12 protein-coding genes are annotated in these 14471 nt (G+C 70.8%); 11 read left to right on the top strand and 1 reads right to left on the bottom strand.

Going from position 1 to position 14471, the window contains the following annotated elements:
- Nucleotides 1-137: 137 nt before the first annotated feature.
- The 6 genes from ftsZ to ACFYY6_RS08730 all read left to right on the top strand — a co-directional run bounded on the left by ftsZ (nt 138) and on the right by ACFYY6_RS08730 (nt 5120).
- Complete coding sequence (gene ftsZ, locus ACFYY6_RS08755) at nt 138-1349, top strand: cell division protein FtsZ (protein ID WP_351523873.1); 1212 nt, start codon at nt 138-140, stop codon at nt 1347-1349.
- The gene (gene pgeF / locus ACFYY6_RS08750; RefSeq protein ID WP_386609075.1) at nt 1346-2104 is read left to right on the top strand and encodes a peptidoglycan editing factor PgeF; all 759 of its coding nucleotides are present in this window, start codon (nt 1346-1348) and stop codon (nt 2102-2104) included. Before ftsZ ends, pgeF begins: the two co-directional genes overlap by 4 nt.
- A gap of 6 nt (nt 2105-2110) precedes the next feature.
- Nucleotides 2111-2830, top strand: a complete 720-nt coding sequence (locus tag ACFYY6_RS08745; protein ID WP_351523870.1) for a YggS family pyridoxal phosphate-dependent enzyme — start codon at nt 2111-2113, stop codon at nt 2828-2830.
- Between the two features lie 126 nt (nt 2831-2956).
- The gene (locus tag ACFYY6_RS08740; protein WP_073788811.1) at nt 2957-3592 is read left to right on the top strand and encodes a cell division protein SepF; all 636 of its coding nucleotides are present in this window, start codon (nt 2957-2959) and stop codon (nt 3590-3592) included.
- A gap of 69 nt (nt 3593-3661) precedes the next feature.
- A complete protein-coding gene (locus tag ACFYY6_RS08735) occupies nt 3662-3946 on the top strand; it encodes a YggT family protein (protein ID WP_351523868.1) in 285 nt (94 codons plus the stop codon).
- Nucleotides 3947-3995: 49 nt separating this feature from the next.
- Nucleotides 3996-5120: a DivIVA domain-containing protein gene (locus ACFYY6_RS08730; protein ID WP_351523866.1), complete on the top strand. Its 1125-nt coding sequence runs from the start codon at nt 3996-3998 to the stop codon at nt 5118-5120.
- Nucleotides 5121-5537: 417 nt separating this feature from the next.
- Here ACFYY6_RS08730 and ileS read toward each other — a convergent pair whose 3' ends face one another.
- Nucleotides 5538-8738: an isoleucine--tRNA ligase gene (gene ileS / locus ACFYY6_RS08725; protein WP_389192287.1), complete on the bottom strand. Its 3201-nt coding sequence runs from the start codon at nt 8736-8738 to the stop codon at nt 5538-5540.
- A 549-nt stretch (nt 8739-9287) separates the two neighbouring features.
- On the opposite strand from ileS, the gene ACFYY6_RS08720 reads away from it, so the two are divergent.
- The 5 genes from ACFYY6_RS08720 (at nt 9288) to ACFYY6_RS08700 (ending at nt 14391) form a co-directional block, all read left to right on the top strand.
- Nucleotides 9288-10214, top strand: coding sequence for a TraR/DksA C4-type zinc finger protein (locus ACFYY6_RS08720; protein ID WP_351517386.1), 927 nt, complete (start codon nt 9288-9290; stop codon nt 10212-10214).
- Nucleotides 10215-10272: 58 nt separating this feature from the next.
- Nucleotides 10273-10863 carry a signal peptidase II gene (gene lspA, locus ACFYY6_RS08715; RefSeq protein ID WP_351517387.1) on the top strand — a complete coding sequence of 197 codons (591 nt, stop codon included), beginning with the start codon at nt 10273-10275 and terminating at the stop codon, nt 10861-10863.
- A gap of 99 nt (nt 10864-10962) precedes the next feature.
- Entirely contained in the window at nt 10963-11904 is a 942-nt protein-coding gene (locus ACFYY6_RS08710) for an RluA family pseudouridine synthase (protein ID WP_351517388.1), read from the top strand.
- A gap of 165 nt (nt 11905-12069) precedes the next feature.
- Entirely contained in the window at nt 12070-13656 is a 1587-nt protein-coding gene (locus tag ACFYY6_RS08705) for a Na+/H+ antiporter (protein WP_351623588.1), read from the top strand.
- 165 nt (nt 13657-13821) lie between these two features.
- Nucleotides 13822-14391, top strand: coding sequence for a dienelactone hydrolase family protein (locus tag ACFYY6_RS08700; RefSeq protein ID WP_351517392.1), 570 nt, complete (start codon nt 13822-13824; stop codon nt 14389-14391).
- Nucleotides 14392-14471: the final 80 nt, after the last annotated feature.

The raw sequence follows: 14471 nt of genomic DNA, 5'->3' as shown, positions 1-14471 counted from the left end.
AAACAGGCACACTGGTAACCCTAAACTTCAACGTTAGGGTTTGGGTCGGCGTTTCGGACCGCCCCAATCGGCATCCGTCGTCGCGGCGGGAACACCGTCAAGCGACGACACGTAACTCGAGGCGAGAGGCCTTCGACGTGGCAGCACCGCAGAACTACCTCGCAGTCATCAAGGTCATCGGTGTCGGCGGCGGTGGTGTCAATGCCATCAACCGAATGATCGAGGTCGGTCTCAAGGGCGTCGAGTTCATCGCGATCAACACGGATGCGCAAGCCCTGTTGATGAGCGACGCCGACGTCAAGCTCGACGTCGGCCGCGAACTCACCCGCGGACTCGGCGCCGGGGCCAACCCGGCCGTCGGTCGCAAGGCGGCAGAGGACCACCGCGAGGAGATCGAGGAGGTCCTCAAGGGGGCCGACATGGTCTTCGTCACCGCCGGGGAGGGTGGCGGCACCGGCACCGGCGGCGCACCCGTCGTCGCGAACATCGCGCGCTCCCTGGGCGCCCTGACGATCGGCGTGGTCACCCGCCCGTTCACCTTCGAGGGCCGGCGCCGCGCGAACCAGGCCGAGGACGGCATCGCCGAGCTCCGCGAAGAGGTCGACACCCTCATCGTCATCCCCAACGACCGGCTGCTGTCCATCTCGGACCGGCAGGTCAGCGTGCTCGACGCGTTCAAGTCGGCCGACCAGGTGCTGCTCTCGGGCGTCCAGGGCATCACCGACCTCATCACGACGCCCGGCCTGATCAACCTCGACTTCGCCGACGTCAAGTCGGTCATGTCCGAGGCCGGATCGGCGCTCATGGGCATCGGCTCCGCCCGCGGCGACGACCGCGCGGTGGCCGCAGCGGAGATGGCGATCTCCTCGCCGCTCCTGGAGGCGTCCATCGACGGCGCCCGTGGTGTCCTGCTCTCCATCTCCGGTGGCAGCGACCTCGGTCTCTTCGAGATCAACGAGGCCGCCCAGCTGGTGAGCGAGGCGGCGCACCCCGAGGCGAACATCATCTTCGGCGCCGTCATCGACGACGCGCTGGGCGACGAGGTGCGCGTCACCGTGATCGCGGCCGGCTTCGACGGCGGACAACCGCCGACCCGCCGCGAGAACGTCCTGGGCGCGAACTCCGCCAAGCGCGAGGAGCCGGCACCGTCGGTCAGGTCCGAGCACGTGCGCCACACCGGCGGGCTGGGTTCCCTGCCCCCGCGCGAGGAGCCCGCGCCGCCGGCCGAACCCGCTCCGGTGGCCGAGAAGCACCTGCCGCCGGTCACCGCCGCGCCCCACATCCCGCCGGCCCGGCCCTACCCGGACTCCCAGATCGAAGAGCTGGATGTCCCGGACTTCTTGAAGTGATAGTCCCGCACCGCTCGGTTCCTGCGGTGGCCTCGGAGACCTCGGCGGGCCGCGCGCACTTCGCCTTCACCGACAGGTGGGGCGGGGTGAGCGCGGCTCCGTACGAGGAGCTCAACCTCGGCGGCGCGGTCGGTGACGACCCCGCCGCCGTTCTGGCGAACCGGGAGCGCGCCGCCGGGGCCCTCGGCCTGGACCCGGTGCGGGTCGTCTGGATGAACCAGGTGCACGGACGGGACGTCGCGGTCGTCGACGCCCCCTGGGGGGACGCCTCGCAGATCCCCGCCGTGGACGCGCTGGTGACCGCGCGGCGCGGGCTCGCGCTCGCCGTGCTCACCGCCGACTGCACCCCCGTACTCCTCGCCGATCCCGACGCCGGGATCGTGGCCGCGGCGCACGCGGGCCGCCCCGGACTGGTCGCCGGAGTCGTCCCCGCCGCGGTCGAGGCGATGACCACGCTCGGCGCGAAGACCTCGCGGATCGTCGCCCGGACCGGACCGGCCGTCTGCGGACGGTGCTACGAGGTCCCCGCCGCGATGCGCGAAGAGGTCGCCGAGACCGTTCCGGCCTCCTGGTCCGAGACCAGTTGGGGCACCCCCGCCGTGGACGTCACCGCAGGGGTCCACGCGCAGCTCGAAGCGCTCGGGGTGGAGGACCGGCAGGCATCGACGATCTGCACCCTCGAATCGGGCGATCACTTCTCGTACCGCCGCGACCGCACCACCGGGCGGCTCGCCGGATATGTCTGGTTGGACTGATAGGGCATGACGGACCGTAGAACCCAACTCGCCGGAAATCTGGCACGGGTGGAAGAACGTATCGCCTCCGCCTGCTCCGCCGCGGGCCGCGCGCGGGAGGAGGTGACCCTCATCGTGGTCACCAAGACCTATCCCGCGAGCGATGTGCGGATTCTGAGTGAACTCGGTGTGCGCCATGTCGCCGAGAACCGCGACCAGGACGCCGCCCCCAAGGCCGCCGCGTGTGCGGATCTGCCACTCAGGTGGCATTTTGTCGGTCAGTTGCAGACGAATAAGGTTCGTTCTGTGGCCGGTTATGCCGATTTTGTGCAATCGGTGGATCGGGTCAAACTGGTCACGGCACTCTCGGGGGCGGCCGTGCGCGAAGGTCGCGAACTCCGCTGCCTCGTACAGGTGGCGCTCGACGCGGAGAGCGGCGAGCGGGGTGTCCGGGGCGGTGTCGCGCCGGACGGGATCGAGGAGTTGGCCGCCGCGGTCGCCGCGGCGCCCGGACTGCGGCTCGCCGGTCTGATGACCGTGGCGCCGCTCGCCGGACCGTACGCGGGACGGCGGCGTGCCGCCTTCGATCGGCTGATGGAATTCTCGTCCCGCCTGCGCGCGGACCATCCGGCTGCGAACATGGTCTCCGCCGGGATGAGTTCGGACCTCGAGGACGCTGTCGCGGCCGGAGCGACACATGTACGCGTCGGTACGGCGGTACTCGGAGTCCGACCGAGCCTCGGGTAACGTCGCCAAACGAGTCGGACCACAGCAGAAAATATGGTCAATCCCGCTGATGGCGGGCAGACCACAGTGGATCGCGGGGCACTTGGTGACAGATGCCGATCCACCACAGAGCGGAGGATTCAGAGCATGGCCGGCGCGATGCGCAAGATGGCGGTCTACCTCGGCCTCGTGGAGGACGATGGGTACGACGGTCCGGGGTTCGACCCCGATGACGAATTCGAACCCGAGCCGGAGCCCGAGCGCGACCGGCGGCGGCATCAGCCCGCGCATCAGGTCGAACGGGAGCGGGACCGCGAGCGGGAGCGCGAACAGGACGAACCGGTGCGAGCGGTGCAGCCTCCCGCGCAGCGGGAGCCGGTGCAGATCCCGGTGGAAAGGGAGCGACCCGCCCGGATCGCACCCGTGGCATCCATCACACCCGAACGCCCGAACATGGAGAAGAACGCACCGGTGATCATGCCCAAGGTCGTGTCCGAGCGGGAGCCGTACCGCATCACCACGCTGCACCCCAGGACCTACAACGAGGCCCGTACCATCGGTGAACACTTCCGTGAGGGCACTCCGGTGATCATGAACCTCACGGAGATGGACGATACGGACGCGAAGCGACTTGTCGACTTTGCGGCAGGACTCGTCTTCGGACTCCATGGCAGCATTGAGCGCGTGACGCAGAAGGTGTTCCTGCTGTCTCCTGCTAACGTCGATGTCACGGCGGAGGACAAGGCCCGCATCGCTGAGGGCGGATTCTTCAACCAGAGCTGAGAACACGACACCGAGAACGACCCGGCCGGGAGGCCGGAGCCAGAGAGCCAGGGGAGAGGGAAGCGCGAAATGGGCGTCGCACTGCAGGTTGTCTATATCGCGTTGACGTGTTTCCTCATCGTGCTGATCTTCCGGCTGGTCATGGACTACGTCTTCCAGTTCGCGCGTTCATGGCAGCCCGGCAAGCCGATGGTGGTCATACTCGAGGCCACTTATACGGTCACCGATCCACCGCTCAAGCTTCTGCGGCGGTTCATCCCGCCGCTGCGTATCGGGGGCGTGGCACTCGACCTGTCCTTCTTCGTTCTGATGATCATCGTTTTCATCCTGAGAGGCATCGTGATCGGGTTGTGAGCGATACGGTCTTGCCGACTGCCGACGACTACGTAGAGGTGAAGAAGAGATGCCGCTGACCCCCGAGGACGTGCGGAACAAGCAGTTCACAACCGTCCGTCTCCGAGAAGGCTACGACGAGGACGAGGTCGATGCCTTCCTCGACGAGGTCGAGGCCGAGCTGACCCGCCTGCTCCGTGAGAACGAGGACCTGCGCGCCAAGCTGGCCGCCGCCACGCGTGCCGCCGCGCAGAACCAGCAGCAGGGCATGCGCAAGCCGGAGCCGCAGGACCGGCCCGGGGCCCCCGTGCCCGCCGCCATATCGGGACCGCCGGTCCAGCAGCAGCCCCCGCAGATGGGTCCGCCCCAGCTGCCCGGTGGCGCTCCGCAGCTGCCCGCCGGCCCCAGTGGTCACGGCCCCGGCCCCCAGGGTCAGCACGGTCCCGGTCCGCAGGGCCCGCACGGCCCCGGCCCGATGCAGGGCGGCCCCATGGGTGGTCCGATGGGCGGCCCCATGGGCGGTCACGCCCCGCAGCAGCAGATGCAGCAGCCGCCGCAGATGCAGCAGCCCGGTCAGGGTCCCGGCGGCGACAGCGCCGCCCGTGTTCTCTCGCTCGCGCAGCAGACGGCCGACCAGGCGATCGCGGAGGCCCGTTCCGAGGCCAACAAGATCGTCGGCGAGGCGCGCAGCCGTGCCGAGGGGCTGGAGCGCGACGCGCGGGCCAAGGCGGACGCGCTGGAGCGGGACGCGCAGGAGAAGCACCGCGTGGCGATGGGCTCGCTGGAGTCGGCCCGCGCGACGCTGGAGCGCAAGGTCGAGGACCTGCGCGGCTTCGAGCGCGAGTACCGCACGCGGCTGAAGTCCTACCTGGAGAGCCAGCTGCGTCAGCTGGAGACCCAGGCGGACGACTCGCTCGCCCCGCCGCGCACCCCGGCGACCGCTTCGCTGCCGCCGTCGCCCTCGCTGGCCCCGGCCGGTGCAGGCGCCATGGGCCACAGCATGGGCGGCAACCACGGCAACCAGCCGATGGGCGGCAACCCGTCCATGAGCGGTGGGCCCTCGTACGGCGGTCAGCAGCAGATGTCGCCGGCGATGACCCAGCCGATGGCGCCGGTGCGGCCGCAGGCGCCGCAGCCGATGCAGCAGGCCCCGTCGCCGATGCGCGGTTTCCTGATCGACGAGGACGACAACTGAGCCGGGTGCGCGCGGTGAGCGCGTAGCCGTCGGCAGGCTGAGGGCCGGGCCCCGGGGTTTTCCCCGGGGCCCGGCCCTTTGCGTGTTCCGGTGGGTGCGGGGGATACGGCCGCGGGCCGGGGCACATGTCGGAGGGCCCGTCCGGAAGGGTTGGTTCCGGACGGGCCCGCCGAGGAGCCGGGGCCGCTGACCCGGCTCGGTCCCAGGTCCTGCGGTCGAACCGCCGCCTGCCGTGCGACGCCGGTCACGCACGTTCGCGGTGCGCTCGGAGTCGTCCTCGTACGTCCGGTACGAGGACGGTCCTCCGCCTTGCGATCAATGGAGTCTCCCCTGCTCGAGCGGAGCCGAGAACTCGGGGAAGCACCGGACGCCGAACGGCCCGGCCTCCGGCCTGCGGCGGCAGTTCGAAGACAGGCCCTACCGCTCCGTCCTGCGGAGCCGGAACGTCAGGGCCAGGCCCTCGTCCTCGAACGGCTCGCCGAAGGCCGCGTCCGCCTCGCCCTGTGCGTAGTCCAGTGCCAGGACCTCGTCCGCGATCAGGGCCGCGTGCTCGGTCAGTGCCTCCACCGTGGCGGGGGAGGTGGACATCCAGCGGACGGCGATGCGGTCCGCGACGTCCAGGCCGCTGTTCTTGCGGGCCTCCTGGATGAGGCGGATGGCGTCACGGGCCAGGCCCGCGCGCCGCAGCTCCGGCGTGATCTCCAGGTCCAGGGCGACGGTCGCGCCCGAGTCCGAGGCCACGGACCAGCCCTCGCGCGGCGTCTCGGTGATGATCACCTCGTCGGGAGCGAGGGTGACGGTCTCGCCGTCCACCTCGACCGACGCCGTCCCCTCGCGCAGGGCCAGCGAGAGGGCCGCCGCGTCGGCGTTCGCGACCGCCTTGGCCACCGCCTGGACGCCCTTGCCGAATCGCTTGCCGAGGGCGCGGAAGTTGGCCTTCGCGGTCGTGTCGACCAGCGAGCCGCCGCCCGCTGGACCAGCGGAGGAATCAGTGAGCGAGGCCAGGGACTCGACGTTCAGCTCCTCGGTGATCTGGGCGTGCAGCTCGGGCGAGAGGGACTCGAAGCCGGCCGCAGCGACCAGGGCGCGGGACAGCGGCTGGCGGGTCTTGACGCCCGACTCGGCGCGGGTCGCCCGGCCGAGCTCGACCAGTCGGCGCACCAGCGCCATCTGGACCGACAGCCCCGGGTCGACGGCCGTGAGGTCGGCCTTCGGCCAGGCGGAGAGGTGCACCGACTCGGGGGCGTCCGGGGTGACCGGGACCACCAGGTCCTGCCAGACCCGCTCGGTGATGAACGGGGTGAGCGGGGCCATCAGCCGGGTCACGGTCTCGACGACCTCGTGCAGCGTGCGCAGCGCGGCCTTGTCGCCCTGCCAGAAGCGGCGGCGCGAGCGGCGGACGTACCAGTTGGACAGGTCGTCGACGAAGGCGGACAGAAGCTTGCCGGCGCGCTGGGTGTCGTACCCCTCCAGCGCCTGCGTGACCTGGTCCACCAGGGCGTTCAGCTCGCTCAGCAGCCAGCGGTCCAGGACCGTGCGGTCCGCCGGGGCCGGGTCGGCCGGGGAGGGGGCCCAGCCCGACGTACGGGCGTACAGGGCCTGGAAGGCCACCGTGTTCCAGTAGGTCAGGAGGGTCTTGCGGACGACTTCCTGGATCGTGTTGTGGCCGACGCGGCGGGCCGCCCAGGGCGAGCCGCCGGCCGCCATGAACCAGCGGACCGCGTCGGCGCCGTGCTGGTCCATGAGGGGGATCGGCTGGAGGATGTTGCCGAGGTGCTTGGACATCTTGCGGCCGTCCTCGGCGAGGATGTGGCCCAGGCAGACCACGTTCTCGTAGGACGACTTGTCGAAGACCAGCGTGCCGACCGCCATCAGCGTGTAGAACCAGCCGCGGGTCTGGTCGATGGCCTCGGAGATGAACTGCGCCGGGTAACGGCTCTCGAACAGCTCCTTGTTCTTGTACGGGTAGCCCCACTGAGCGAACGGCATGGAGCCCGAGTCGTACCAGGCGTCGATGACCTCCGGGACGCGGTACGCCTCCAGCTGGCAGTTCTCGTGCGAGCAGGTGAACGTGATCTCGTCGATGAACGGGCGGTGCGGGTCGAGACCGGACAGGTCCGTGCCGGCGAGCTCGCCCAGTTCGGCGCGCGAGCCGACGCACGTGAGGTGGCCGTCCTCGCAGCGCCAGATCGGCAGCGGGGTGCCCCAGTAGCGGTTGCGGGACAGCGCCCAGTCGACGTTGTTGTTCAGCCAGTCGCCGAAGCGACCGTTCTTGACCGACTCCGGGAACCAGTTGGTCTTCTCGTTCTCCGCGAGCAGCCGGTCCTTGATCGCGGTCGTGCGGATGTACCAGGACGGCTGCGCGTAGTAGAGGAGGGCGGTGTGGCAGCGCCAGCAGTGCGGGTAGCTGTGCTCGTACGGGACGTGCCGGAAGAGCTTGCCGCGAGCGGCCAGGTCCTCGGTGAGCGCCTCGTCGGCCTTCTTGAAGAAGACGCCGCCGACCAGTGGCAGGTCCTCCTCGAAGGTGCCGTCGGGGCGGACCGGGTTGACGACGGGAAGACCGTACGCCTTGCAGACCTGGAGGTCGTCGGCACCGAACGCGGGGGACTGGTGGACCAGACCCGTACCGTCCTCGGTGGTCACGTACTCGGCGTTGACGATGTAGTGGGCCCCGGCCGTGCCGTGTTCGTCGCTTCCCTCGCTCGCGCTCGGGAAGTCGACGAGCGTGAAGGGGCGCTCGTAGGTCCAGCGCTCCATCTCGCGGCCGGTGAAGGTCTGCCCGGTCGTCTCCCAGCCCTCGCCCAGGGCCTTTCCGACGAGCGGCTCGGCGACGACGAGCTTCTCGCTGCCGTCGGTCGCGACGACGTAGGTGACGTCGGGGTGCGCGGCGACGGCGGTGTTGGAGACCAGCGTCCAGGGGGTGGTCGTCCAGACGAGCAGGGAGGCCTCGCCGGCGAGCGGGCCGGAGGTGAGCGGGAAGCGGACGAAGACCGACGGGTCGACGACCGTCTCGTACCCCTGCGCCAGCTCGTGGTCGGACAGGCCGGTGCCGCAGCGGGGGCACCAGGGGGCCACGCGGTGGTCCTGCACCAGGAGGCCCTTGCCGAAGATCTCCTTCAGCGACCACCACACGGACTCGACGTACTCGGGATCCATGGTGCGGTAGGCGTCGTCGAGGTCGACCCAGTAGCCCATCCGGGTGGTCAGCTCGGTGAAGGCGTCGGTGTGGCGGGTCACCGACTCGCGGCACTTGGCGTTGAACTCGGCGATGCCGTACGCCTCGATGTCCGTCTTGCCGTTGAAGCCCAGCTCCTTCTCGACCGCGAGCTCGACCGGCAGGCCGTGGCAGTCCCAGCCGGCCTTGCGGCCGACGTGGTAGCCCTGCATGGTGCGGAAGCGGGGGAAGACGTCCTTGAAGACGCGGGCCTCGATGTGGTGGGCGCCGGGCATGCCGTTGGCGGTGGGCGGGCCCTCGTAGAAGACCCACTCGGGGCGGCCCTCGGACTGTTCGAGGCTCTTGGCGAAGACCTTGCTCTCGCGCCAGAAATCGAGCACGGCGTGCTCCAGCGCGGGCAGGTCGACCTGGGCGGGTACCTGGCGGTACTGCGGCGATGTCATGGGCGGACTTCCTCCGGCGGACGATTTCCACTTCCGTCGGAGGGACGAGAGCCTCGTCGACTCCCGCGGTACCACCCTCCTTGGCCCCGGGCACGCACCCGTGGCCCCCTCATTGGGGTCGCGATGCCGGTTCTACTTGCCTCGTGGCGTTCTTCCGGCGGCTCCGGGTGATCTTCACGACGCGCTCGCCCCCGGGCTTCCACCGTCCCCGGGTCGCTCCTGGCTGCGTACGACGCTACTCGTCCCATCCACGCCTCTCGCTCAGGCCAGTGTACGGGCCCGTCGGGGCGTCGGCCGACCGGATATCGGGCGGTGCGGGGCGTGACCCGAATGGGGAGAGGGGGACGGACGGGTCCGGGGAGCCGGCCGGGGCGTCACGGGAGTCGGATTATCGGGCTGTGAGCTGGGCACAACGGATTCAGGCAGGTCGGCGTCCGGACGCGGGCGGTGGCGAATCGGCGGCGTGCCCCGTTGCCGCGGGGCCGGGGCCGATTTATCGTCCCAGCACGATTCGCGTGCAAGATCACAATATGTGAAGGGGCCGCGGCCATGGTGGCGAAGAAGACCGCCGCGAAGAAGACGGCGTCGACGAGATCCACGGGTGCGGCGGCCGCGGAATCGGGCGCGGAGGGCGGCCCCGAGGCCGCGGCGGAGAAGAGGACGACCGCGAGGAAGGCGACCGGAAGGGCCGGGAAGAAGGCGGCCGCGGAGAAGACCACGGCGAAGAAGGCCGTGGCGAGGAAGAGCACGTCGAAGGCGTCCACGGCTGAGGAGGCCGCGGCGGAGAAGACCGCAGTGAAGAAGACCACGGGGAAGAAGGCCGCGGCCTCGAAGGCGGTGTCCGCCGCGCGCACGGATGCCGGGCACGCGGCACCGGCCGGGAAGGCCCCCGCGAAGAAGAGCGTGGCCAGGAAGTCCTCGAAGAAGGCCGCCGAGGCGGCCACGGAGGCGGCCGAGTCCGCCGAGCAGACGGGAGCCCACACGGTGGTAGCCAAGAAGAGCGAGGCCCGGACCCGCATGGCCGGCGAGGCCGCGGCGTCCGTCACGCCGTCGGGCGGGGGAGCCGTCACGGCGGCCCCCGGCGAGCTGGCGGTCCGGCCGGACGAGGACCCCTGGACCCCGGAGGAGGTCGACGAGGCGCGGGCCGTGCTGAGCGGCGAGAGCACGCGGCTGCGCAACGAACTGGAGGCCGCGGGCATCGCGCTCGCCGGGCTGATGCGCGACTCCGGCGACGGGGCGGGCGACGACGAGGCCGACACCGGTACCAAGAACATCACCCGCGAGCACGAGATGGCGCTCGCCGCCAACGCCCAGGAGATGCTGGACCAGACCGAGCGGGCGCTGGCCCGGCTCGACGCCGGGACGTACGGACTGTGCGAGGTCTGCGGCAAGCCGATCGGCAAGGCCCGGATGCAGGCGTTCCCCCGCGCCACCCTCTGTGTCGAGGACAAACAGAAGCAGGAGCGACGCGGCTGATCCGGCGCACCGTGCCGTACCCTCGTCCTCAGTCAGGAACCTAGGTTGAGGGACTCACGTGGCAGAGGCGGAGCGCATCATCGGTACGCCGGACATCCCCGACGCTGAGGGGACCGAAGGGGAGGGGACCGGGAGCCCGGCCGAGGAGACTCCCCGGGCCAGGGGCAAGCGGAAGATCGCGGTGCTCTTCGGCGTGGCCGCCTTCGCCTATCTGCTGGACCTGGTCAGCAAGCTGCTGGTGGTCGCGAGGCTGGAGCACCACCAGCCGATCGAGGTCATCGGCGACTGGCTGAAGTTCGAGGTGATCCGCAACTCGGGCGCCGCGTTCAGCTTCGGCGAGGCGTTCACGATCATCTTCACCGCCATCGCGGCGACGGTGATCGTGGTGATCGCCCGGCTGGCGCGCAAGCTCTACAGCCTGCCGTGGGCCATCGCGCTCGGACTGCTGCTCGGCGGGGCGCTCGGCAACCTGACCGACCGCCTCTTCCGTACCCCCGGCGTCTTCGAGGGCGCGGTGGTGGACTTCATCTCCGTCGAGCACTTCGCCGTCTTCAACCTCGCCGACTCCGCGATCGTCTGCGGCGGCATCCTGATCGTGCTTCTCTCCTTCCGCGGCCTGGACCCGGACGGGACCGTGCACGAGGACTGACAGCGCACGGGACCGGCGGCGCCGGACGGACGGGGCCGTGCACGAGGACCGGGCGGGACCGTGCACGAGGACCGGCCGCCGCAAGGCATACTCGATCGGGTGAGTACGTATCCCGAGGTCCGCACCCTGCCCGTACCGGACGGCCTGGAGGGCGAGCGCGTCGACGCCGCCATCTCCCGGATGTTCGGTTTCTCCCGCACCAAGGCCGCCGATCTGGCCGCCGCCGGAAAGGTGCAGGTGGACGGTGCGGTGGTCGGGAAGTCCGAGCGGGTGCGGGGCGGCGCCTGGCTCGAGGTGGAGATGCCGCAGGCGCCCGCGCCGGTGCAGGTCGTCGCCGAGCCCGTCGAGGGCATGGAGATCGTGCACGACGACGACGACATCGTGGTCATCGTGAAGCCGGTCGGGGTCGCCGCCCACCCGAGCCCCGGCTGGACCGGTACGACGGTGATCGGCGGGCTGGCCGCGGCCGGGTACCGGATCTCGACGTCCGGCGCGGCCGAGCGCCAGGGCATCGTCCACCGCCTCGACGTCGGCACCTCCGGCCTGATGGTCGTGGCCAAGTCGGAGCGGGCCTACACCCTGCTGAAGGCGCAGTTCCGCGACCGGGTCGTCGAGAAGAAGTACCACGCGCTGGTGCAGGGCCACCCGGACCCGATGAGCGGCACCATCGACGCCCCCATCGGGCGCCACCCCAATCACGACTACAAGTGGGCCGTCACCGCCGACGGCAAGCCCTCCGTGACGCACTACGACCTCATCGAGGCGTACCGGGCCGCCAGTCTCCTCGACATCAAGCTGGAGACCGGCCGCACGCACCAGATCCGGGTGCACATGTCCGCCCACCGCCACCCCTGCGTCGGGGACCTCACCTACGGCGCCGACCCGACGATGGCCAACCGCCTCGGACTGACGCGGCAGTGGCTGCACGCCGTCCGGCTCGGTTTCGAGCACCCGTCCGACGGCAGCTGGGTGGAGTTCTCCAGCGACTACCCGGACGACCTCCAGCGGGCCCTGGACAAGATCGCGGCCGAGAGCCGGTGAGCAGCCGGTGAGCGCCGGTACCCCGCGGGCCGCGGTCGGCGGGGCGGGGTGCCCGCAGGGGTGAGAAGGGGGGTGTTGTCCGGGTAGCGACCGGTACGTGGCAGGCTTGAAGTCCCAGACCGCCCGGCCACGACGGCCGGTCCGCCGCGCTCCGGAAGGCACCTCGTGGACCAAATGGCACTGCTCCTCCTGCTGTTGCTCGGAGCCGTGGTCACGGTCCCACTGGGGGAGCGGCTCGGGCTGCCCGCGCCGGTGCTGATGACGCTCGCCGGGGTCGGCATGGCGTTCCTCAGCTTCGTGCCGAACGTGGACATCCCGCCGGAGATCATCCTGCCGGCGGTTCTGCCGCCGCTGCTGTACGCCTCCGTGCAGCGCACCTCCTGGCGGCAGTTCGCCGCCAACAAACGGCCGATCTTCCTGCTGGCCGTGGCACTGGTCTTCGTCACCACGGCCGCCGTCGCCGCCGTGGCCAACGCGATAGTCCCCGGACTGCCCCTCGCCGCCGCCGTGGCCCTCGGCGCGCTCGTCGCCCCGCCCGACCCGGTCGCCGCGACGGCCGTCGCGGGCTCGGTCGGACTGCCGCGCAGGCTCGTCTCCATCCTGGAGGGCGAGGGGCTGTTCAACGACGTGACCGCGATCGTGCTGTACCACGTGGCGATCGCCGCCGCGGTGAGCGGCACCTTCTCGCTCCCCGAGGCGTTCGGGCAGCTGATCCTGTCCGCGGTCGTCGCCGTGGTGGTGGGGCTGGCGCTCGGCTGGCTCACCATCAAGCTCATGGGCCTGCTCGGCGATGCCACCCTCCAGGTAGGACTCACCCTGCTGGTGCCGTTCGTGAGCTACGTGCTCGCGGAGGAGCTGATGGGGTCGGGCGTCCTGGCCGTGCTCACCACCGCACTCTTCCTCGCGGAGCGCACCGCCGACGCCGACGACGTGCTCGGCCGGCTCACCGGCCGTTCCTTCTGGGAGATCGTCGACACCCTCGTGACGGGGGTCGCCTTCGGGCTGATCGGCCTCGAACTCCACAACGTCTTCGGCACGTCGGACGGCCGCGAGCTCCAGATGCTCGGCTGGGGCCTGGCCGTCGTCGCGGTCGTCGTCGGTGTACGGCTGCTCTACCTGCTGCCCGCGACCTGGCTCGCCAAGCGGCTGCACACCCGGCGCGACGTCAGCGAGGAGATCCCCACCAGCTGGCGGGAGACCGTCGTCATGTGGTGGTCCGGAATGCGCGGGGTCGCCTCGGTGGCCCTGGCGCTCGCGATCCCGCTGAAGACGGACGACGGGCAGCCCTTCCCGGGGCGCGAGGAGATCATCTTCATCGCCTTCGCCGTGATCATGGCCACGCTCGTGGTCCAGGGGCTCACCCTGCCGTGGCTGGTCCGCAGGCTCCATGTCAAGGCCGACACGGCGGCCGAGGAGGCGCTGGAGAAGGACCTCGCGATCCGTGCCGCCAAGGCCGCGAAGCAGCGGCTCAGGGAGATCCGGGAGGACGAGGAGTTCCCGGAGGAGGTCGCCGAGCGGCTGCAGCGGCTGGCGTATGACATGGGGGCCCGGATCAGCCCCGACATGGTCGACGAGGAGCGCCGCGAGGCGTACGCGCAGCGCGCCGAGCGCTTCAGGGCGGTCAACCGCGTCCAGCGCGAGATGATGTCCGCCGCGCGCCACGCGGTGCTGTCCGCCCGCAACGAGGCGGGCAACGACCCGGAGGTGGTCGACCGGGTGCTGAGACAGCTGGACGTGCGCAGCCTGCGGTGACGCCGGCGCCGGACCGGAGCGGCGGCGGTCCGGTAGGTGCGGTGCGCGGCGGTGCCCGGGAGCGCTGTTCCGGTGATCAGGGTGCCGGACCTGACCGCTGCGCGGGCACCCCGCGGCCGGGCCCCGTGCGACGCGAGGCACGGCCGCAACTGGCACCATGGCCCCATGGACATCATGCTTTTCCACTCGACGTACGGTCTGCGCCCCGCGGTGCACGCGGCGGCGGCCCGGCTGCGCGCCGCCGGGCACGAGGTGCACGTGCCCGATCTCTTCGAGGGACGCACCTTCGACACCGTCGAGGAAGGCTTGGCGTTCAAGGAGGAGCTGGGCAAGGACGAACTGCTGCGGCGGGCCGTGCTGGCCGCCGCGCCCTACTCCGACCGGGGCCTGGTGTACGCCGGTTTCTCCCTGGGGGCGGCCACCGCGCAGACGCTGGCGCTCGGTGACGAGAAGGCGCGCGGCCTGCTGCTGTTCCACGGCACCTCGGACATCGCCGAGAACGCCTCGGTGGACGAACTGCCCGTACAGCTGCACGTCGCCGATCCCGACCCGTTCGAGACGCACGACTGGCTGAACTCCTGGTATCTGCGCATGCAGCGGACCGGTGCCGATGTCGAGGTATACCGCTACCCGGGCGCGGGGCACCTCTTCACCGACCACGAACTGCCCGACCACGACGCGGCGTCGGCCGAACTGGCCTGGAAGGTCGCGTTCGGGTTCCTCGCCACCCTGTGACCGCGCGGGAAGGGTGACCTCGCCGGGGGCGCCCGCGCGAGGGGCCCGGCGCGGTGCGCGGGCCCCTCGGCGGACACTCG

The sequence above is a fragment of the Streptomyces sp. NPDC001750 genome (assembly GCF_042892615.1).
In the GTDB taxonomy this organism is placed as follows: Bacteria; Actinomycetota; Actinomycetes; order Streptomycetales; family Streptomycetaceae; genus Streptomyces.
The sequence above is the reverse complement of the archived record's forward strand: the minus strand, read 5'-3'. Positions and strand labels throughout refer to the sequence as shown.